The organism is Pseudomonas sp. NUPR-001 (genome assembly GCF_052147955.1).
In the GTDB taxonomy this organism is placed as follows: domain Bacteria; phylum Pseudomonadota; class Gammaproteobacteria; order Pseudomonadales; family Pseudomonadaceae; genus Aquipseudomonas.
Window position 1 is genome coordinate 5,052,976 of sequence record NZ_CP197353.1, and the last position, 19,018, is coordinate 5,071,993.

At 57.1% G+C, this 19,018-nt stretch carries 19 protein-coding genes and 1 pseudogene; 10 read left to right on the forward strand and 10 right to left on the reverse strand.

Going from position 1 to position 19,018, the window contains the following annotated elements; translation table 11 throughout:
* The first annotated feature begins 2 nt into the window (after positions 1-2).
* The 6 genes from ACP6KB_RS23230 to arsJ are packed head-to-tail and all read left to right on the forward strand — an operon-like array spanning position 3 to position 5,068.
* A complete protein-coding gene (locus tag ACP6KB_RS23230) occupies positions 3-473 on the forward strand; it encodes an arsenate reductase ArsC (protein ID WP_191832392.1) in 471 nt (156 codons plus the stop codon).
* 18 nt (positions 474-491) lie between these two features.
* Positions 492-1,553 (forward strand): ACR3 family arsenite efflux transporter, encoded by a 1,062-nt coding sequence (arsB, locus tag ACP6KB_RS23235; RefSeq protein WP_191832393.1) that lies wholly within the window; start codon positions 492-494, stop codon positions 1,551-1,553.
* Between the two features lie 4 nt (positions 1,554-1,557).
* The gene (gene arsH, locus ACP6KB_RS23240) at positions 1,558-2,274 is read left to right on the forward strand and encodes an arsenical resistance protein ArsH (protein WP_191832394.1); all 717 of its coding nucleotides are present in this window, start codon (positions 1,558-1,560) and stop codon (positions 2,272-2,274) included.
* Between the two features lie 11 nt (positions 2,275-2,285).
* Positions 2,286-2,789 (forward strand): cyclin-dependent kinase inhibitor 3 family protein, encoded by a 504-nt coding sequence (locus ACP6KB_RS23245; protein WP_191832395.1) that lies wholly within the window; start codon positions 2,286-2,288, stop codon positions 2,787-2,789.
* A gap of 32 nt (positions 2,790-2,821) precedes the next feature.
* Positions 2,822-3,826 (forward strand): ArsJ-associated glyceraldehyde-3-phosphate dehydrogenase, encoded by a 1,005-nt coding sequence (locus ACP6KB_RS23250; RefSeq protein ID WP_280042767.1) that lies wholly within the window; start codon positions 2,822-2,824, stop codon positions 3,824-3,826.
* A 9-nt stretch (positions 3,827-3,835) separates the two neighbouring features.
* Positions 3,836-5,068 carry an organoarsenical effux MFS transporter ArsJ gene (gene arsJ, locus ACP6KB_RS23255; RefSeq protein WP_280042769.1) on the forward strand — a complete coding sequence of 411 codons (1,233 nt, stop codon included), beginning with the start codon at positions 3,836-3,838 and terminating at the stop codon, positions 5,066-5,068.
* A gap of 24 nt (positions 5,069-5,092) precedes the next feature.
* On the opposite strand, the pseudogene ACP6KB_RS23260 reads toward arsJ, so the two are convergent.
* Positions 5,093-5,436 (reverse strand): annotated as a pseudogene (locus ACP6KB_RS23260) (pyridine nucleotide-disulfide oxidoreductase); the annotation flags it as partial.
* Between the two features lie 294 nt (positions 5,437-5,730).
* Here ACP6KB_RS23260 and ACP6KB_RS23265 point away from each other — a divergent pair.
* Complete coding sequence (locus ACP6KB_RS23265; protein ID WP_442109606.1) at positions 5,731-7,137, forward strand: Shedu immune nuclease family protein; 1,407 nt, start codon at positions 5,731-5,733, stop codon at positions 7,135-7,137.
* 87 nt (positions 7,138-7,224) lie between these two features.
* On the opposite strand, the gene ACP6KB_RS23270 is transcribed toward ACP6KB_RS23265, so the two are convergent.
* The 6 genes from ACP6KB_RS23270 to ACP6KB_RS23295 form a co-directional block, all read right to left on the reverse strand.
* On the reverse strand, positions 7,225-8,943 hold the full coding sequence (locus ACP6KB_RS23270) for a UvrD-helicase domain-containing protein (protein ID WP_191833608.1): 1,719 nt from the start codon (positions 8,941-8,943) through the stop codon (positions 7,225-7,227).
* Entirely contained in the window at positions 8,940-10,817 is a 1,878-nt protein-coding gene (locus ACP6KB_RS23275; protein WP_191833609.1) for an ATP-dependent nuclease, read from the reverse strand. Before ACP6KB_RS23275 ends, ACP6KB_RS23270 begins: the two co-directional genes overlap by 4 nt.
* 325 nt (positions 10,818-11,142) lie before the next feature.
* Positions 11,143-11,331 (reverse strand): hypothetical protein, encoded by a 189-nt coding sequence (locus ACP6KB_RS23280; protein WP_191833610.1) that lies wholly within the window; start codon positions 11,329-11,331, stop codon positions 11,143-11,145.
* Positions 11,332-11,346: 15 nt separating this feature from the next.
* On the reverse strand, positions 11,347-11,610 hold the full coding sequence (locus ACP6KB_RS23285; RefSeq protein ID WP_367619275.1) for an antitoxin Xre/MbcA/ParS toxin-binding domain-containing protein: 264 nt from the start codon (positions 11,608-11,610) through the stop codon (positions 11,347-11,349).
* Positions 11,611-12,180: 570 nt separating this feature from the next.
* Complete coding sequence (locus tag ACP6KB_RS23290; protein WP_191833613.1) at positions 12,181-13,566, reverse strand: DEAD/DEAH box helicase; 1,386 nt, start codon at positions 13,564-13,566, stop codon at positions 12,181-12,183.
* A complete protein-coding gene (locus ACP6KB_RS23295; RefSeq protein WP_191833614.1) occupies positions 13,563-14,120 on the reverse strand; it encodes a hypothetical protein in 558 nt (185 codons plus the stop codon). Before ACP6KB_RS23295 ends, ACP6KB_RS23290 begins: the two co-directional genes overlap by 4 nt.
* 105 nt (positions 14,121-14,225) lie before the next feature.
* Here ACP6KB_RS23295 and ACP6KB_RS23300 point away from each other — a divergent pair, with 105 nt between their 5' ends.
* Positions 14,226-14,432 carry a helix-turn-helix domain-containing protein gene (locus ACP6KB_RS23300; RefSeq protein ID WP_038616969.1) on the forward strand — a complete coding sequence of 69 codons (207 nt, stop codon included), beginning with the start codon at positions 14,226-14,228 and terminating at the stop codon, positions 14,430-14,432.
* Positions 14,433-14,916: 484 nt separating this feature from the next.
* Positions 14,917-15,096 (forward strand): YebG family protein, encoded by a 180-nt coding sequence (locus ACP6KB_RS23305; RefSeq protein WP_442109610.1) that lies wholly within the window; start codon positions 14,917-14,919, stop codon positions 15,094-15,096.
* A 3-nt stretch (positions 15,097-15,099) separates the two neighbouring features.
* Here the strand turns inward: ACP6KB_RS23305 and ACP6KB_RS23310 are convergent, their stop codons facing one another.
* A complete protein-coding gene (locus tag ACP6KB_RS23310) occupies positions 15,100-16,122 on the reverse strand; it encodes a Leu/Phe/Val dehydrogenase (protein WP_442109612.1) in 1,023 nt (340 codons plus the stop codon).
* A 125-nt stretch (positions 16,123-16,247) separates the two neighbouring features.
* Between ACP6KB_RS23310 and ACP6KB_RS23315 the strand changes: the two genes are divergently transcribed.
* Positions 16,248-17,054, forward strand: a complete 807-nt coding sequence (locus ACP6KB_RS23315) for a SirB1 family protein (RefSeq protein WP_442109614.1) — start codon at positions 16,248-16,250, stop codon at positions 17,052-17,054.
* A 30-nt stretch (positions 17,055-17,084) separates the two neighbouring features.
* Here the strand turns inward: ACP6KB_RS23315 and maiA are convergent, their stop codons facing one another.
* Both maiA and fahA read right to left on the reverse strand, forming a co-directional pair.
* The gene (gene maiA / locus ACP6KB_RS23320; protein ID WP_442109616.1) at positions 17,085-17,711 is read right to left on the reverse strand and encodes a maleylacetoacetate isomerase; all 627 of its coding nucleotides are present in this window, start codon (positions 17,709-17,711) and stop codon (positions 17,085-17,087) included.
* 12 nt (positions 17,712-17,723) lie between these two features.
* Positions 17,724-19,016, reverse strand: a complete 1,293-nt coding sequence (gene fahA / locus ACP6KB_RS23325; RefSeq protein WP_442109618.1) for a fumarylacetoacetase — start codon at positions 19,014-19,016, stop codon at positions 17,724-17,726.
* Between the last annotated feature and the right edge of the window lie 2 nt (positions 19,017-19,018).

A 19,018-nucleotide genomic window follows, 5' to 3' on the forward strand; every position in this document is an offset into this window, starting at 1 on the left:
CGATGAAAGCTCTGTTCCTCTGCACCGCCAATAGCTGCCGCAGCATCCTGTCCGAAGCCATGTTCAACCACCTGGCCCCGACCGGTATGAAGGCCTTCAGCGCCGGCAGCCAGCCCAAGGGCGAGGTACATCCGTTGTCCATCGCCGCGTTGCAGCGCGCCGGTATTTCCACCGATGGTCTCAGCAGCAAGTCCAGTGATTCACACGCCGAGTTAGCCCCGGATTTTGTCATCACCGTCTGCGACAAGGCCGCTGGCGAAGCATGCCCCGTGTTCTTCGGGCCGGCAGTAAAAGCTCATTGGGGGCTTTCCGATCCGTCGGACCTGCAAGGTAGTGCCGCCGAACTGGACGAGGCTTTCGACGCCACGCTTGAACACATCAAGCGCCGCATTACGGCATTTCTCGCATTGCCTTTCGAACAACTGGATGCCGCCCAGCTCAAGGCCGAGCTGGCGCGCATCGGAACGCTCTGACGTTAAGGGAGATTCACCATGAGCAAGAGCCGCCTTTCATTCCTCGATCGCTACCTAACGGTCTGGATCTTTTTGGCCATGGGCCTTGGCATTGGCCTCGGCAGTCTCTTCCAGGGACTGCCTGCATGGCTGAACAGCCTGTCGGTTGGCTCGACAAACATCCCCATTGCCATTGGCCTGATCGTCATGATGTACCCGCCATTGGCGAAGGTGAAATACGAGGAGCTGCCACAGGTCTTCAAAGACAAGCGCATCCTCGCCTTGTCGCTGATTCAGAACTGGGTGATTGGCCCGGTGCTGATGTTCGGGCTGGCTGTCGTATTCCTCTCCGACAAGCCCGAGTACATGACCGGCCTGATCCTCATCGGCTTGGCACGCTGCATCGCCATGGTGCTGGTGTGGAACCAGATCGCGGGCGGCAACAACCAGTACGTTGCTGGCTTGGTCGCCTTCAACAGCATTTTCCAGATCCTGTTCTTCAGCGTGTATGCCTGGATCTTCCTGGGCCTTCTGCCGCCGCTGTTCGGCCTGGAAGGTAGCGTCATCGAAACCAGCTTCCTCGAAATTGCCCAATCGGTACTGATCTATCTGGGTATCCCATTCCTGGCTGGCTTCCTGACCCGCAAGATCCTGATCAGCCGTAAGGGCTCCGCGTGGTACGAGGAGCGCTTCATTCCGAAGATCAGCCCGCTGACGCTCGTAGCGTTGCTGCTGACCATCGTCGCCATGTTCAGCCTGAAAGGCGACATGGTGCTGCAACTGCCTCTGGATGTGCTGCGCATCGCCATCCCACTGACCATCTACTTCGTGGTGATGTTCTTCATCAGCTTCTGGATGGGCAAGCTGCTGGAAGCCGACTACCCACGCACCACTGCGCTGGCATTTACCGCTGCCAGTAACAACTTCGAACTGGCCATTGCCGTGGCCATTGCCACTTTCGGCCTTGCCTCGCCGGTAGCCTTTGCCACCGTCATCGGGCCTTTGGTGGAAGTACCGGTACTGATCTCTCTAGTTGGCGTTGCCTTGTGGCTCAAGCGTCGCTGGTTCGATCAGCCATCTGGTGCCTTGTCCCAGGAGTGAAATCATGACCGAACACCATATCCCCAACATCGACAGTGAACTGATCGATCTGCCGTCCTCCGAAAAGCTGGCGATCGAGCAGCAGTCCACTCACAAACCGCGCATCCTGCTGTTGTATGGATCGACCCGCGAACGCTCTTTCAGCCGCCTTCTGACTGAGGAAGCGGCTCGCCTGCTGGAGCACTTCGGCGCCGAGACGCGGATCTTCAATCCGTCCGGCCTGCCGCTGCCGGATGACGTACCCGACGACCACCCCATGGTCAAAGAGCTGCGCGACCTGGTGCTCTGGTCGGAAGGCATGGTCTGGTGTTCGCCAGAACGCCACGGTGCGATGACCGGCGTGTTCAAGTCGCAGATCGACTGGATTCCGCTGAGCATGGGTGCCGTGCGGCCGACGCAGGGCAAAACCCTCGCGGTGATGCAGGTCTGCGGTGGCTCGCAGTCGTTCAACGTGGTCAACCAGCTGCGCGTGCTCGGCCGCTGGATGCGCATGTTCACTATCCCTAACCAGTCGTCAGTGCCGAAGGCCTATCTGGAGTTCGACGAAGCGGGCCGCATGAAGCCTTCTGCGTACTATGACCGCGTCGTCGACGTGATGGAGGAGCTGGTGAAGTTCACCCTGCTTCTGCGTGATCGTGCCGACTACATGGTTGATCGCTATTCCGAACGTAAAGAGTCCGCTGAAGAACTGTCGAAACGCGTCAATCAACGCTCCATCTGAGGCTTTTGAGCATGCAACTGCACCCGTATTCCGTGCTGACTACTCCACAGTTGATCGGCCAACTAATCTTCACCCCGTGCCCTGGTACCAAGGACACGTCGGTCTCCCAGGCTCTGGCAACACTGCGCGATGCCGGCGCGAGCGCACTGGTAACCCTGATGCCGGATGAAGAGTTGCTGCAGAACGAGGTCGATCTACTGCCTGAGGAATGCCAGCTGTTGGGCCTCGAATGGTTCCACCTGCCGGTGGAGGATGATCAGGCTCCCGGTGAGCCCTTTGCTGTCGCCTGGGAAACCCATCGGGAGCGCCTAAAAGAGCTGGTGATGGCTGGCAAATCGATCGCTATTCACTGCAAGGGTGGCTCGGGTCGTACCGGCTTGTTCGCAGCCCGCCTGATGATCGAGTGCGGTATCCCTGTGCACGAGGCCATCGCTCAGGTTCAGGCCCTGCGCCCGCGAGCGATTCAAAACCCTGCACACGTCAACTACATCAATCAGTTCACCAATACCCTCTGACCGCTCGCGAACCGCGACTCGAGAACAAGAAAATGGCAATCAAAGTAGGCATCAATGGGTTTGGACGTATCGGTCGCTTGGCGCTGCGCGCGTCCTGGGACTGGCCGGAATTCGAATTCGTACAGATCAATGACGCGGCCGGGGACGCTGAGACCCACGCCCACCTGATCAACTTCGACTCGATCCACGGACGCTGGCAACGCGAAGCAGGTGCAGAAGGCGACTCGGTGGTGATCGATGGCAAACGCATCAAGGTCACAGCGAACAAGACCATCGCCGACACCGACTGGTCGGGCTGCGACCTGGTCATCGAGGCCAGCGGCAAGATGAAGTCGGTAGCCGTGCTCCAGGCCTACCTGGATCAGGGCGTCAAACGCGTGGTGGTCTGTGCCCCGGTGAAGGAAAAAGGCGCGCTGAACGTGGTGATGGGCGTAAACCAGCACCTGTTCGACCCGGCCCAGCACCGCATTGTCACCGCCGCTTCCTGCACCACCAACTGCCTGGCTCCGGTGGTCAAAGTGATTCACGAGAACCTGGGCATCCGCCACGGCTCGATCACCACCATCCACGACCTGACCAATACCCAGAGCATCCTCGATACCCCGCACAAGGACCTGCGCCGCGCCCGTGCCTCAGGCATGAGCCTGATCCCGACCACCACCGGTTCGGCCACAGCGATCGCCGAGATTTTCCCCGAACTGCGCGGCAAGCTGAATGGTCACGCCGTGCGCGTACCGCTGGCCAACGCCTCGCTGACCGACTGCGTGTTCGAGGTGGCGCGTGAAACTACGGCTGAAGAGGTCAACTTGCTGCTGAAGGCGGCTGCCGAAGGCCCGTTGAAGGACATCTTGGGTTACGAAGAACGCCCACTGGTGTCCATCGACTACCGCACCGATCCGCGGTCTTCGATCATCGATGCGCTGTCGACCCTGGTGGTCAATGGTACCCAGGTAAAAATCTACGCCTGGTACGACAACGAGTGGGGCTACGCCAATCGTGCAGCGGAGCTGGCCCGACTGGTCGGCGCGGCGGAGTAAACGGCGATCATGAAGGCGTTGTCAGCCCTGTCCACACAAGTGCGCCAGTACCTGCTGGTTACCGGCAACTACTGGGCCTTCACCCTCACCGACGGCGCGTTGCGCATGTTGGTGGTTTTGCACTTCCATACGCTGGGCTACACGCCGCTGCAGATCGCCGCGCTGTTCCTGTTCTACGAAATTTTCGGCGTGATCACCAACCTGGTGGGCGGCTACCTCGGCGCTCGCCTGGGGCTCAATCGCACCATGAACATTGGCCTGGGCATGCAGGTGCTGGCCTTGCTGATGCTCACGGTTCCGGCGGCCTGGCTGACGCTGCCTTGGGTGATGGCAGCCCAAGCCTTGTCCGGCATCGCCAAGGACCTCAACAAGATGAGTGCCAAGAGCTCTATCAAGCTCTTGGTGCCAGATAGCCAGCAAGGCACCCTCTACAAGTGGGTAGCCATCCTCACCGGCTCGAAAAACGCGCTCAAAGGCGTGGGCTTCTTCCTCGGCGGTGCACTGCTCGCGCTGCTCGGCTTCTCCATGGCGGTGCTGGCCATGGCGGCGGTGCTGGCATTGATCTGGATAGGCAGCTTGCTGCTGCTGAAAAAAGACCTGGGCAAGGCCAAGGCCAAACCAAAATTCCGCGACATGCTGTCCAAAAGCCGGGCGATCAACATCCTCTCGGCCGCACGATTGTTTCTCTTTGGCGCTCGCGACGTCTGGTTCGTCGTAGCGCTGCCGGTCTACCTGAGCACCACATTTGGTTGGGACTTCTGGTTGGTCGGCGGCTTTCTTGCCGCCTGGATCATCGGCTACGGCATCGTGCAGTCTTTTGCCCCCAGCATCACCGGCAAGCAGCGTGGCCATGTGCCAGACGGCCGAGTAGCCTTCACCTGGGCTATCGCGCTGGCCGGACTGCCCGCACTCATTGCTCTGGGGCTGAGCGCAGGCTGGTCGGGTCAGGTGGTATTGCTTGGTGGGCTGATGCTGTTCGGCGTGCTGTTTGCCGTGAATTCATCGCTGCACAGCTACCTGATCGTTAGCTATGCCAAGGAAGACGGGGTCTCACTGGACGTGGGCTTCTACTACATGTCCAACGCTCTGGGACGACTGCTCGGCACCCTGCTTTCCGGCTGGGTGTTCCAAACTTATGGCCTGGAGGCTTGCTTGTGGGTATCGAGCGGTTTTGTACTGGCTGCCGCTCTCATCTCAATCGCCTTGCCCAGGCACGACGAGACTCCACAGCAGCCAAGCTGAACAGCGACCATCAGGCAGGGGCTCTCATGCCTCCGCCTTTACCAGTAACTGCTCGATTTCAGCGACAGTGCTGCGGGCTGTACGGGTAACCCCGATCAAAGTCGCTGACGTCGATCCCGTCCACTCGCCATAGGCCACCAGCCAACGCCTGGGTTCGCTCACAGCACGAGTCCCTCGACCGCCACTCGCCCTTCCTCGGTAACCACCCCAAGGCTGGCTAGATGCCCTTAAGCCGGTTTGAATCCGGTGCACCAGATCACTGCATCGACTGCCGTCTCCGAACCATCGGCCCAGACCACACCATGAGGTGTGAAGCGCACGAAGGGGCATACAACGTGCAATACGCCCCGTTCACGTGCCTCGACCACGGAAAGTGCCGCAGCAAGAATTTAGCATTGCGGCGCACCTGGTCGGGTAGTGCCCCATTTTCGAGAGCTCGATTTAAAACTCAAGGGTGGCAAATACTGTGCGAGTACGTTCTCGGGACGGCAATGAGGCATCCGCGGTTCTCTCGGGAGAACGGCATTAACCGCCATTTCGGAGCTACTGCCTAGAAATGTGGGTGTGCGGCGACTTCTCTCTTTCGCTAACGCATAGCAGTATACTTCCCCATCTCAAAGCAGCCTCGTGCTGCTGTGGCGTGCCAAGGAGAAGTGGGCGTTATGTATGACGCAGAATCAGTTTTCAATCCAAGTTTCCGCCTTGTTCCTAGCCTGCCAAATGAAGAACTAAGTAGAGACCTCTACATGGAAACCTTCTTCAATCTAGAAGAGCCGGACGCTTGGTACCCGTACCCTGAGAATCGCTGGCACCGCCTTGCCCGCATTTTCCCAGACCGTATCGTCACTTATCCGGTATTCACCAATCCGCATGCACAACGCTACCTCACTTGTAGACACGGCCGAATCAAGACCATTGTTTATGAAATGAAATATGTCCAGGGTTTACCTGAGTCTTCGGATGCAGCTCTCACGCTGATCGACATGTACTTAACGTCGCGGTTATGGAATAGCAGTAACTTTGGTCTTGGCTTGATCAAAGATCTGGAACCCATATGTGCTGGCCTGATGCGTGTGCCCGACCTAAATACCTTGGTAGTGACCCACGACGATCAGATAAAGATTGATCGCAATTGCGCGCGCATTCCAGAGCGGCAGTTGGATGACTTGAGGCGCACGTTCGATAAGGCCAATCGCAGACTGAAGGAACGCATCCGCGTAGCCAAGCAGTGGCATGTTCGCAACGCGCTGCTGGCAAAACTAGCACCCTCGCAATTCCCTGCCTTGGTCCAAGTGACTAGCACCGGTGAAATGGTCGAGTACCGAATGGCCAGCACCAAGCCCTCTCCAGCCATGGAGAAACAGCAACGACAGGCATCGGTGAGAACCGTTAGGCAGAATGCCAGACAGATTGCCAAAGACGCCCCGCATGAGCTACTCAATCTACACGCTGAAATTGAGCGAGTGACGCTCGCTAACATGATCGAGCTCTTCGAGAAGAAGCTTCAGCAACAGCTCACCGAAGCTCATTGGCAGCGTTTTTTTGAAGACAACACGTTCATCTTGTCACTGCTGTTCGCCCGACCGGTAAAGCTGCTTCACACTCAGTTCCATGCGCAAATGTCCGGTATCGATGGCTCCGGTGCTCAAATCGGGGACTTTCTTTTTCGAGAGCTAGGGCAGCCGCTGGCGATTGTTGAGATCAAAAAACCGTCCAGCCCCCTCATGCAATCAAGTGCTTATCGCAACGACAAAGTGTTCGGACCGCATGCGGAACTCAGCGGCGCGGTTACACAGGTTCTCTACCAGCAAACCGCGTTGCGCAGTAATTGGCTGTTTCACCAAAGCAGTTTGCAGGGCTCCCAACCAGATACGATCAAATGCATAGTCATCTGCGGCACCACGCCGACTGAACCCGAACCGCGGCGCTGCTTCGATATCTTTCGACACGCTTGCAAGGATGTGGAAGTCGTCACCTTCGATGAACTTCTGGACAAGCTGAGGTTGCTGCTCCAACACCTCAGCCATGACAAGACTCACAATGAAGGAGACACCGGCAAGCAGAGTTGAAGTGATGGGCGGTAATCCAAGCGTCGCGGACCGTCAAAATGAACTAGCAATCGGGTCATAGGTTAGCTAGCCCATAGCGAGGTTGGTCTACTTGCGAGCCGGGAGTTCTTCAAATCCAGCTGCGATCAAATCCCCGCGTAACGCTTTTAGGCTTGAGTTGGGCACGGCCAACCAAAACAGGTTCCTGGCTCTCGTGACTGCTACGTATCCAATACGCCCTTCCTCGGTAACCGTGCCCGCCAATAACGCTTCAACGTTCGGCTTCTTCGCTACATACAGAACCGCGCCAATGGATTCGCCTTTCACCTGGTGTACAGTCTCGACTCTGATTCCATGGCCGCCCTCTTGAGGCCCCGCAGCGCCGGTGAGCGGAAGTTCCAGCAACCCGGTCTTCGCCAGTTTGTTGCCTAGAGTGCCTACAGCTTTCAACCCAGACTGTTTCTCGATGGCTGCGAGAAGAATCCTGATATTCATCATGAGCTTCGGATGCCACTCAGTTTTGGCTAACAGCAACGATGATGGCAGTCCTGTCTCGGCGTTGCGAATGAAAGCCCATAGCAATCGTCTGAGCCTGAGCATCCACCCTTCATGGGGTGCTCCTTGCAGGTTTGAGCTAAGCCCATTTGGGGGGTTGTTCAGCAATCCCACGACAGCCCGGCATACAAATTTAAAGCACTCTTGGTATCGACCTTGCTGGTCTCGAAGCAAAGACGCTTCTGTGAGCATTGCGATCGTACCTTTCCCAGGAGGGGCGACGTTCCCGGCCAACACCGCGGCGCGCCCCGTCCCTCGGCTGAGAATTACCGCATCCTTGTACTGCATACCCAGTTCATCGATATGAGCCTTGAAAGCATCGAACAGCTTGGGCAGTTCCGATTCCTTGTACCCTACGAAATATGCTCCGCCTTGTTCGGGCTGCCGATCTGGCTCATCGTCCCGGCCGCAGAGCAAATTGGCGATATTGATGATCGGGGGCAGTGAGCGGTAGTTACGAGTGAGCTTGTAGCCAGTCACCCCAATACGATCCGTATAGGTGTTCAGGAAGGCGCCGTCAGCGCCAGCGAAGCCGTAGATGCCCTGGTTTACATCACCAATGAGGGAGACTTGTACCCCAGCACCGATGAGCAACTCCAAGATAGCCTGATGCACAGTGCCCAGGTCCTGGGACTCATCAACCAGAAGCTGCGGATACCGGCCTGCCAGAGCACGTAGAACTGCAGGCTGGTGGACCAAGGTCCGATACACCCAGTACCGGCCGAGTTCATGAGTGTAGGCACCTGTGCGGCCAAGGCGATTGACCGTGTTTAGAGCCTTTCCAGCATCGAGTTTTTCCACGCCGTCACGTGTATCGGTGAAGAAGTAGTGATTGCCATTCTGCATGCCGACTTTGATGTCTTTGACCGGCAGAGGGCGGCCCTCCTCTGGCCAATATTGAAAACTGGCCAAGAAAGGCTCTGAGCCTGACACCAGGTATGCTGCTTGAGCCGCAGCCATTGTTCGGTAAGCATGGGGACGCAATACATGCTGGGTGAAAAACCCATCAAGCGTGTCCACCTCCACGCGTTTGCGATTGGCGTCATCCGGCAGGGCCGAAGCGAGCTGTGCGTACCCCTTGTTGAACGTATTGACCGCAACATTGGAGAAAGACAAAAGCACGACCCGACCACGGCTGTTGTCCATCTTCTGCCGGATGGCAATCAGGCGCCTGATTGCCGTAGCCGTTTTGCCGCTCCCAGCGCACGCCGTGACAGCGATAGGCCCCAACGGCGCATTGATTATGTCCTTCTGCTCTTCGGAGAGCTTCATGGTTTGGCCGCTCCCTGGCAGACATGCTGGATGGCTTTCTGAAGATAGTCAGGGACTGCGCAATCAGGCGTTTTGGCGATCTGCTCAGCAAATGCCTGACCGAATCGGCCCTTTTGCACATTGCTACTACTGTCTTTGCGCTCGAACATCCCGCAAAACAGCGCCTTGGCCTTTGCAGTGTTGTCTGGTTGAGCATCCACGATCTTGCGTAGTGCTTTTGAGATACGTGGGTGGGGGTCGGCTAACGCAGTAAGCATGGGACCGCGATTCGCCTCAAGCAGTGCCAGATCGTATTCCAAGGTTTTCAGACCGTGGAAGACCTTCACAAAAGCGTCTTCGGACTCCTTCATCTTGACGGTGTTGCTAGACAATCTCACATCGTCTCCAAACGATGGATAGACCTCTTTCCTTTTAACCTTTTTCTTCTTCACCGGTTCGGCGACCGGAACTTCCTCTTCAGGCGCATCCGTTTCTTCCATGTAGGCAGCCTCGGCAAGCAGATCCTCAATCCCTTCCGCATCCAGCTCGCCCTCTGCAGGGCCCTGTACCTCTTCTTCTTCGAAAGGATCAGCGTCGGTCACGACAGCGACCGGAATTCGTAGGCCTTTCTCACCAAACAGCGGCAAGAAGGAATCGAAATTGAGCCCCTCGACACTGATCAGACTGACACCGTACTCCCGGAGATCAAGATTCATAAGCTTGGCGAGCGCATCGACAAGCATGAGCTCCGCAGCACCTTCGACGAAAATGACCCGGCGGGCAAAAAACAACTCGGCTCTGGTCACGTCCAGATAACGCTCAAGCTTTTCCCGTTTACCCTTGGCAAATTTGATGTCACGGGGGAAGAAAGTCTCCACGCCGGCATCGCTCTCTACCAGGCATACCAGAGACTCGAGCTTTGAATTGCTGGCAAAATTTGGGGAGTGGCTGGTGACGAACAGTTGCACTGACTTTTCGCCTTCATTCGTCGGCACGCCTGCGAGATACCGCAACAGCACACGCTGCAATTGAGGATGCAGATGCGCCTCTGGCTCCTCGACAATCAAGCTTCGATAGGCTGCGTCAGGGTTTTTGGCCAGCTCGCTGAGCACTACCGCCATGAAAATCAGGTTGTTGAAGCCCAGTCCGTTCTGCTCAATCTCCAAAGCTTCAGCGGTGAGGGAAAGCCGAGCAGAAAGACGCTGGAAATCTGTTGCGCTAAGCCCAACAGCGAGCGTCTGTGCCAGCTGCTCTCCCATCATTAAGCCATGTCGAGACGATATCGCGGTATGGGTGCTTTGGATTGACTCGTTCTGCTGGAGTTTTTCATCCAGTTCTTTCAGCGCCGCGTTGATTGCTTCACGACCTTCATCATCCGTAAGCAAATGCAGCAAACGTGCCAGCTGGCTGTTACGGCTAGGTCGAAGCCCCTGCGCGGCATCTCGCAAAGGCTGCAAATAGACACCACGAAGGTTTTCCATCATATCGGAGGTAAGTGCAACCTCCTGGTGATCGCCGCACCAGCGTTTTACTCTGAAGCGACCCGTCTGATCCGCATCGGTGTACCTGACGTGAACATGCGCCTCCATAGTCTTGTCAGCGCACGGCTTGAGCGCTGCAATAAAGTCCGCTTCATCCTCGTGGCTGAGATCTCTGAAGACAAAATGGAAGTTAATATCGCCAGTCGGTTCGCCTTCAACCGGGCGATGTCGGTCCGAAACATCGAGACGGGGATAGGGTTCATCATGTCCCGCGAGAAGCGTCCGGAGCGCATCCACTACCGCGCTTTTGCCTACGTTGTTTGGCCCTACCAGCACATTCAAACCAGGCTGAAATTTCAGCGTGGCTTCGCGCAGCTTGCGGAAGTTCTTGATGGTCAGCTCAGCGAGGTACATGAAGGTCTCCATCCTTGTTTTTACGGATGAAATACTATTCGAGATGAAATGTGCAATAGGACAGTGCGTCAGATAAAAATGGGAGTTTCAGCGCTGTGTGGATGGAAATGGATCGATCCTTCCCTGGCGAGCGATGACCAGCTGGGGCAGGCCAAACCGCTACGCTGAAGAGGCAGATAAAAAACTAGGCTCGGTTCGAATGAAAATCACTGGCCGTGTGGAAACTGAGGCGGTGACTGATGTGCGTTGCGATGTGTGCGACGGCTCACCCGTCTGGACAACGGCAATCTGCAGTATGGGATGCCCCAAGCACACTGGGATGTCATTATTTCATCGCCTTGCGAATGATGTTGAGTGATCCTCCGGCAAGGCGATCAACAGGTTCTGTATCCGCGCCGCTCACGAGGGCAATGTCCCGGAAGCGGCTTCGTTTTTCGGTGCGTGCGGCCAGCCGGGATAGAGCCTCTATCCGGCAGAGCTCCACCCCCAATTCGCTTCGATTCTCGGATTTCATGATGTCTCGAGTGCGTCAATAGACGCCATACTCAAGCCTCACCAGGTGGTCGACGACTTGTCGGTAGCGATCAGCATCTGCCAGCAGACTACAGGGCGTGCGCATGTCCAAGCCAAGAGCTGGCCGCGACAACCATTCGGATGCTAACCGGTAACTGCCCAAGACGTAGGCCGCCTGGTTCATGACCTGACTTCGACGCGCCACGAAGCACCGGTGCGGGGTGCTCCAACAACCGGCTAGCGAAGGAAAACAGGGTCCTATAAGGATGATCGCTGCCATATAGCTTCCGCCACCACCATGCGCTTTTTGGTCACGTTTACCTTACTCCATTGGCCGCTGCACATCGTCGCCGGCAGGATGACTGGTAGCGTTCATTTATCGGCCGGTGGCACTGCTGATGAGTAGTGATTCCCATCCGGCCTCTCCGAATTGAGGAGCCTTGGGGAGTGCGACGTCGGTAAAAAGTCGCGCTCAAGCCACCAATGACATGGTCATTTTTGCGGTAGGGCTCTCTTGCTCGTTTGGAGCCGGAGGCTTACTGAATAATTTTGGATGGCAAGTGTTGAATGCGTTTTTGCTGCCGTGGTTGGGTTGCGCTGCGTTGGCGATCATATGGCATCTAATCGCGAACAGACGCGCCAATCTTACTGGCGTGACTCAGAAAACTTGAAGTTTTCCAAGAGGGCTCGCGTGACTGCGTCAAGGAAGCGTGAACGACCCAAGCGTTGAAATTATCAGCTTTTTTATTAAGCAAGACGTATTGCCCGGACGCTTACGTTTTAACTATCTAAAAACAATGCTCAGTTTTCGCCTCCTACTCAGAGCCTATGAATAACATCGTCAAAAGGCTTAGTAGATTTCTAGCAACTCCGTACGAAACGTCGGCAAGAAGTGTAGGCTGCACGAGTCTTCAATAGTCGACCACTCAACCCCTACGTCTCTCGCTGCTGTAGTCGGTAAAGGCGACGAAACGCTGATTGTGGCTTGGTCTTCGAGGCACTCAAAACCGCAATACTCAGGGGTTAACTCGACCTCGATACGCCCGCGATGAACATGATGAATCACCGCTAGATCTTCCGGAAGATCTAACGATAGGCGCTCCGAGAACGCTTTCAATGAGGGCTCTGCAAGGACGTAAAGCCAGGCCATGGCATCCTGAGGACCGATTCGGCGAAGAATTCGTCCCAAAACTTGGCGATAGTGCAACTCCGTACGGATACGACTGAGGTAACAGCATACCTGCAGACGAGGAATATCTGTCCCTTCGCTGATCATTCCCACCGCCACAATCCAGCGTCCCGTCCCGATTCGGAACTCGTCGATAGCTTCCTGAGCATCTGGTGTTTGATTGGTTACCACTTGACAACTTTCCCCTAACCGACTTAGTTCATCAGCTATGAGATGAGCATGTCTGATACTGGCAGCTACAATAAGGCCACCGGCATCAAGAGTTTCTAGTCGGATCTCATCCAGTTTTCTGCACCCAAGCTCGAGAATTTGACTGACCAACTCTCGTTGCGACAGCAAATATTCAAACGTCACCGGCGAATCGCCGAGCAGTTCAGCGATACTCGAATAAGTGTTGACCGTGGAGCTTTTCCCGCTCCGAGTCGTTACCTTCACCGCACCGTTATCGATGAGGACAATCCGGGGGGATCGGCATACAAGATCGTTTATAGCTGCCTTGAGTCCATATTTGAAGTCACAGAGTATGCGCCCATCCGGATTGGAGTATCTGGCGAGCACAATCGACCTTTCATCAGAACGCCAGGGAGTGCCTGACAAGGCAAGAGTATACGTAGCCCGCCCTTGAACTCTCTCAATAATCAGCTGCCCCCAAGTGTTCCCGAGCGAAAGTTCCGCTCCAGCGCAGTGATGTATCTCATCGAACACCGCAAAAACACGATACTGATCAAGGAGAGCCCAGAAGCTTTGATCTTGATAATCCATCCCTTGATAGGTCGAAACCGCACCGACAGCGCCAATACGGCCATCGAAACGGAGTCCTAGGTGAGATTCGAACGTGCCCCTGAAGCCCTCTACGGTCTGACAAGACGGCGCGAAGCAAAGGATCAAGTCAATTTTATCGCTGAGCAAGAGACGCCGAGCGACCTCAGCCGCCATCCGCGTCTTACCCGCCCCAGGTGTCGCCTGGCAAAAGAAATGTGGGAATTTTGCGTAGTGCTCCAAGGCCGCGTCTACGCAATCACTCTGCCATTTTCGAAGCGAACTCATACAATGCTCAAAAATTTGAGTGTTTTCTCTACGGCCTTTAGATGCCCGAGAAGTCGGGAGCCGCGGTCGCGTGCTTCAAGGAATTCGTCTTCTACCTGCTCTTTCAACTGCGGCATCTCTTGCATCAACTGCTTATATCGTTCGGCTTCGCCCATGGATGACAGCAGATCCAGCCGTATCTCCTTGGCCAATTCTTGTAGGCGGCGTACAGCCGACTCCTCTACTGGCTCCTCCCCATATGCCGTATCGGCCCGAGCGGGCTGCTCCGAGCTACACCGATCCACCAAGTCGAGAGTGAGATGTTCGGGTTGGGTGAGTACTCGATAGGTTTTACCACGACCCGCACGACTATCCTCTGCGCGCACCCATCCGACACGAATCAGACGGCGTATCTGATCATGGATGTATCGCCAGCACTCGACCATGGACTTGGGAGGTGAAGCGAGCTCTCGAACGTAGGCATCTCGTAACTCACGCGTCGTGAAACGCAAGAGTGCTTCGTCCTGAAATAACTCAAAGATGCGCCTGTCGAGCCTAAACGTAGCCGATTTCATACAGGCACCTGAAAGGTTCAAACAGCAGTGAAATGCGGATTATAAACCGTGGCCTCTGCATCCGTAAACGACGGAAAGTTCCGCCTTGAATTGTTCGAGGCGGTCATGCAAGAGTTGGCGAAGGAGTTGGGCAGACGAATCCGGGAACGGAGAAAGGCCATAGAATTGTCCCAAGAGGCTCTGGCGCTAGCCTGCCAATTGGACCGGAGCTATATGGGCCGCATCGAGCGAGGTGAAATGAACGTCACTGTCGAAAAGCTCTATAGAATCGCCCAGCAGTTAGGCTGTCATCCACGAACCCTATTGCCGTGAAAGTAGCCTGCTGTACAGGCGCTGGGGCTGCCTCCCCATGAACGTCCGAAGACCAACGCAGAAGCGGTCGAGAAAACCCTACTCCCGTAAGAGCCAATGCCTGTGGGATCAGCGACCTTCTAGTTCTCTTGCTAGCTGGACGTTACAGATGCGCCATCTCTAAAGACTGACATTGACGCTGTCTGCGCTAAATTTCGAGAGATGTGGGATTCCGAAGCTTAACTCTGAAAAAAAAAATGAGTTCACTCGCTGCTCCAGTGGCAATTTCAATCTCGACGCTCATCTTCTATTGGTAGGATCCACCGGCCCAGTCGCCGACCGATACGGGGTCGTTGCGGTCCCCAACTCGCCCAGACAAATGAGTAACCAAACATCCCGGCGCTAGCTTACCCGTTGCTGAACGTGGATAAGGAGGTGTCACATCTGCCTTCAAGAAGAATCGATCATTGACAGGATTTAGCCTCACTCTGCTGTAGAAAGCAAAATGCTCGAGCTGGCCGAGCTGCTCGCCGAGGTCCTGAAAAAGGCCGTGCCGTCGCTCAGTGAACAACAGGTCGAAGATGCAGGCATCTATATGGCTAAAAACCGCGACGTGTTTGCCAAAGCGTTCAAGAGCCAGCCAGACGCCCTGTCCGAGCTGCTTTCTGGCACGCCAGACGAGTAACACTCATGTGTTGTAGATCAAGCGCTCGGCAAGCATCTGCGCAACTCGCGCCGGAGAGCGCTTTTCTGCCTGGGCGTGAGCAAACACTTCGGTTAGACGCAAAGGAATGCGCGCCAAATGGCCGGTAATCGTGCTCAACGACTCGCCGCGGTGTTTGAGCGCCACGTAGATCAGCCCACCGGCATTGATGACGTAATCAGGCGCATACAGAATCCCGCGGCTTTCCAGTTGGTCGGCCACCTGCAAGGTGGTCAGCTGGTTGTTGGCCGCACCGGCCACTGCCGCACAGCGTAGCTGCATCACACTCTGGCCATTGAGCACCGGCCCTACCCCACAGGGTGCGAAGATATCGCAGGGCGTGCTGATCAACATCTCGTTGGCCACCGGCCGCGCGTTGAACTGTTCGATCGCCAGTTGCACCTTGCCCTGGTCATGGTCGCTGACCAGTAATTCGGCACCTGCGGCATGCAACTGTTCAGCCAGCGCATAACCGACATTACCCAGCCCCTGTACCGCCACGCGCAAACCTTCCAGGTTGTCGCTCCCCAGGCGCGCCATGGACGTGGCACGAATGCCGGCAAACACGCCCATGGCGGCATGCAGCGAGGGATCACCGACAGCAGTGGTACTGGTGACGTGCTGGGTGGTCTGGGCAATGCAGTCCATGTCCAGGGTCGAGGTGCCGCTGTCGACGGCGGTAATGAACCGGCCTTGCAGGGTGTCGACGAAGCGACCGAAGGCCTCGAACAGCGCAGCACGGTTTTCCACATGGGGGTTACGAATGATCACCGCTTTCCCGCCACCCTGTGACAGGCCCGCCAGCGCCGCTTTGTAACTCATGCCCTGGGCCAGGCGAATGGCGTCGATCATGGCGCTGTCGTCATCGGGGTAAGCCAGATAGCGACAGCCACCCATCGCTGGCCCCAAGTGTTCGCTGTGAATGGCGACCACAGCCTTCAGGCCCGTTGCGGGGTCAATGCACAGGTGCAGCGATTGCGTGTGGGTACTTTGCATCAGCGCGAACATCAGCGGGCTCCTCAGTGAGGTGCTGATCCCAGTATAGGCCGCACATTGCCGCTTGATGACAATGCCCGGACCACTGGACGAAAGGCGTTGCCAGCGCTACAAAATAAGCTGGAGCGGAGATTTTCATGAGCCCACGCCAAGCCTGCCTTGCCTGTCTGGAACGCGATCCGGTTGCCTTGCTGGAGGCAGCGTTATGGGTTGCAGTTGAACACGACAGCAGTGTCCAGCCGCTGGCCATCATGGCTCAGGTCAAAGCACTGCAACAGGAGGTCAGTGCCGGTCTGCCGATGCTGCCGCTCAGCGAACTGGCCCAGCCGCTGTTACGCCAGCTCAACGCCATGGGCTTTCAGCAGGATGAGTACCACCCCCTACGCCCCCAGGCAGCGTTGCTCGATAAAGTACTGGAGCGCCGTCGTGGCCAGCCGCTCGCCCTGGCGTTGCTGACCCTGGAATTGGCGCATGGCTTGTCGATCCCGCTGGAAGGCGTGAATTTCCCCGGGCATTTTCTCTTGCGTGTTCCCGGCGCCGACCACCTGCTTGACCCGTGCGGAGGCCGCAGGCTCTACCCGGCGGATTGCCGTGAACTGCTCGGACGCCAGTTTGGCCCACAGCTGCAGCTCAACGCCGAACACCTGCTTACCGCCAGCCCCAAGCAGATGCTCCAGCGTCTGTCACGCAACCTGCGCCAGTTGCACTCAACCCACGACGACGACCTGGCCGCGCTCAAGGATGCCGAACGCGTGCTGCAGCTAGGCCCCGCCACGGCCAGCGACTACCTGGCCCGCGCCACCCTGTACCAACACCTGGAATGCCCACAGGCCGAGCGCTTCGACCTGGAGCATGCGTTGCTACTCAGTGACGACCCCATACAACGCCTGCGCCTGACCGAACGCCTGGGGCAGTTGCATCCCCCTGCCCCTTCAGTGCACTAGGTTTTTCATACAGAGCCTAGGGACTGCTGCTCACGGCGTGTCGGGCTGCCTTGCCGGATGAGCCTGGATAAACGCCGGGTGCTCCGCCGCCAGATCGGCGACACGGCGAATACGTGGGTAGTCGCTGAGGCCGATGCCGAAACGCTCGGCAGCATACAACTGCGGGAGCAGATAGACATCTGCCAACCCCGGCTCTTCGCCAAAGCAGAAGCCGTCATCGCCGATCAGCTTTTCTACCGCCGCCAGCCCTTGGCTGATCCAGTGCGCGATCCAGGCATTGACCTGCTCTTCACTGAAGCCCGAGCCACGCAGCTGATTGAGCACGCTGACATTGTGCAGCGGATGCACATCGCAACCGATCAACGCTGCCACGCCGCGAGCCTGTGCGCGCTGCACCGCGTCTGCGGGCAACAGCGCCGGCTGTGGATAAACCTCTTCCAGGTACTCGATGATCGCCGGTGACTGCACCAGCAGTTCACCGGAGTCGATCCGCAAGGCCGGCACCCGGCCCTGTGGATTGAGTGAAAGAAAATCCGCCTCAGTCTGTTCGCCCTTGAGCAAGTTGACTGGCACGTACTGGTACTCAAGCTGCTTGAGCGCCAGGGCAATTCTCACCCGGTAAGACGAGGTCGAACGGAAGTAGTTGAATAAATCCATGGCCCTGCCCTCTTACTTGGCTGGAAGAATCTTGCCGCGGCATTCACCAAAGCCGATCGATGCCACGCCCTCACGCACGCAACGGGCACGCAGGATGATCTCGTCACCGTCTTCAAGGAACTTGCGTACTTCACCCGAGGCCAGCTGCACCGGCTCTTTGCCGCCCTGGGTAATCTCCAGCAGGCTGCCGAACTGGCCAGGCTGTGCCCCAGACAAAGTGCCCGAACCAAAGAGGTCGCCCGGCTGCAGCTGGCAACCGTTGACGCTGTGGTGAGCGACCATCTGCGCGACAGTCCAGTACATGCTTAAAGTATTGCTCAATGTCAGGCGATGGGCGGGCAGGTTTTGCTCGCGCATGCGCTCGGTCAGCAGCAGCACCTCCAGCTCGATGTCAAACGCACCGCCAGCCTGGTCACGCTTGTCGAGCAGATACGACAGCGGCTGAGGGTCGCCCTCCGGGCGTGCAGGCTGAGCGCAACGGAACGGCTCCAGCGCTTCGGCAGTGACCACCCAAGGGGAAATCGTCGAGATGAAGCTCTTGGACAGGAACGGGCCAAGCGGCTGGTATTCCCAGGCTTGAATATCACGGGCAGACCAGTCGTTGAGCAGGCAGAAGCCGGCGATGTGCTCAGCCGCTTCAGCCACTGGAATCGCATCGCCCATGTCGTTGCCCTGGCCGATCCAGATCCCCAGCTCCAACTCGTAGTCCAGGCGCGCGCAGGGGCCGAAGCTTGGCTCGCTCTGGCCAGCCGGCAGGGTTTGGCCTTTGGGCCGGCGGACATCAGTGCCAGACGGGCGAATGGTAGACGCACGGCCGTGGTAGCCGATCGGTACGTACTTGTAGTTGGGCAGCAGCGGGTTGTCCGGACGGAACAGCTTGCCGACGTTCTTGGCGTGTTCGATACCAACATAAAAGTCGGTGTAGTCGCCGATCTGCGCGGGCAGGTGCAGTTGGCACTCGCGGCTATCAATCAACAACGGTTTCAGCACAGCCTGATGCTCGCTGTGCTCACCAAGCAGTTCCAGCAGGCGCTCACGCAGGGCGACGCGAGCAACACGGCCGAGGGCGAAAAAGGCGTTCAAGGCACCGCCACGGGTAGCCTCGACGGCAGCACGGGCCTGACCGTCGAACAGGCCAGCAGCCAGTACGGCTTCAAGATCGAGAATTGCATCGCCAATGGCCACGCCACAACGCTTGGCTTGGCCCTGGTGAGTGAAGATCCCCAATGGCAGGTTCTGCAGTGGAAAATCGCGATGCCCGTTGGCGTGTTCGACCCAACTGCGGGCAATAGCGGACTGATTCATGG

Coding starts and splice junctions, on each gene's coding strand:
- maiA (WP_442109616.1), bottom strand. CDS start 17,711: ATGGATTTATTCAACTACTTCCGTTCGACCTCGTCTTACCGGGTGAGA.
- ACP6KB_RS23295 (WP_191833614.1), bottom strand. CDS start 14,120: ATGAAATCGGCTACGTTTAGGCTCGACAGGCGCATCTTTGAGTTATTT.
- ACP6KB_RS23230 (WP_191832392.1), top strand. CDS start 3: ATGAAAGCTCTGTTCCTCTGCACCGCCAATAGCTGCCGCAGCATCCTG.
- ACP6KB_RS23250 (WP_280042767.1), top strand. CDS start 2,822: ATGGCAATCAAAGTAGGCATCAATGGGTTTGGACGTATCGGTCGCTTG.
- ACP6KB_RS23310 (WP_442109612.1), bottom strand. CDS start 16,122: ATGTTCGCGCTGATGCAAAGTACCCACACGCAATCGCTGCACCTGTGC.
- ACP6KB_RS23270 (WP_191833608.1), bottom strand. CDS start 8,943: ATGAAGCTCTCCGAAGAGCAGAAGGACATAATCAATGCGCCGTTGGGG.
- ACP6KB_RS23290 (WP_191833613.1), bottom strand. CDS start 13,566: ATGAGTTCGCTTCGAAAATGGCAGAGTGATTGCGTAGACGCGGCCTTG.
- ACP6KB_RS23275 (WP_191833609.1), bottom strand. CDS start 10,817: ATGTACCTCGCTGAGCTGACCATCAAGAACTTCCGCAAGCTGCGCGAA.
- arsJ (WP_280042769.1), top strand. CDS start 3,836: ATGAAGGCGTTGTCAGCCCTGTCCACACAAGTGCGCCAGTACCTGCTG.
- ACP6KB_RS23245 (WP_191832395.1), top strand. CDS start 2,286: ATGCAACTGCACCCGTATTCCGTGCTGACTACTCCACAGTTGATCGGC.
- ACP6KB_RS23305 (WP_442109610.1), top strand. CDS start 14,917: ATGCTCGAGCTGGCCGAGCTGCTCGCCGAGGTCCTGAAAAAGGCCGTG.
- ACP6KB_RS23285 (WP_367619275.1), bottom strand. CDS start 11,610: ATGGCAGCGATCATCCTTATAGGACCCTGTTTTCCTTCGCTAGCCGGT.
- arsB (WP_191832393.1), top strand. CDS start 492: ATGAGCAAGAGCCGCCTTTCATTCCTCGATCGCTACCTAACGGTCTGG.
- ACP6KB_RS23280 (WP_191833610.1), bottom strand. CDS start 11,331: ATGAAATCCGAGAATCGAAGCGAATTGGGGGTGGAGCTCTGCCGGATA.
- ACP6KB_RS23265 (WP_442109606.1), top strand. CDS start 5,731: ATGTATGACGCAGAATCAGTTTTCAATCCAAGTTTCCGCCTTGTTCCT.
- ACP6KB_RS23315 (WP_442109614.1), top strand. CDS start 16,248: ATGAGCCCACGCCAAGCCTGCCTTGCCTGTCTGGAACGCGATCCGGTT.
- ACP6KB_RS23300 (WP_038616969.1), top strand. CDS start 14,226: ATGCAAGAGTTGGCGAAGGAGTTGGGCAGACGAATCCGGGAACGGAGA.
- arsH (WP_191832394.1), top strand. CDS start 1,558: ATGACCGAACACCATATCCCCAACATCGACAGTGAACTGATCGATCTG.
- fahA (WP_442109618.1), bottom strand. CDS start 19,016: ATGAATCAGTCCGCTATTGCCCGCAGTTGGGTCGAACACGCCAACGGG.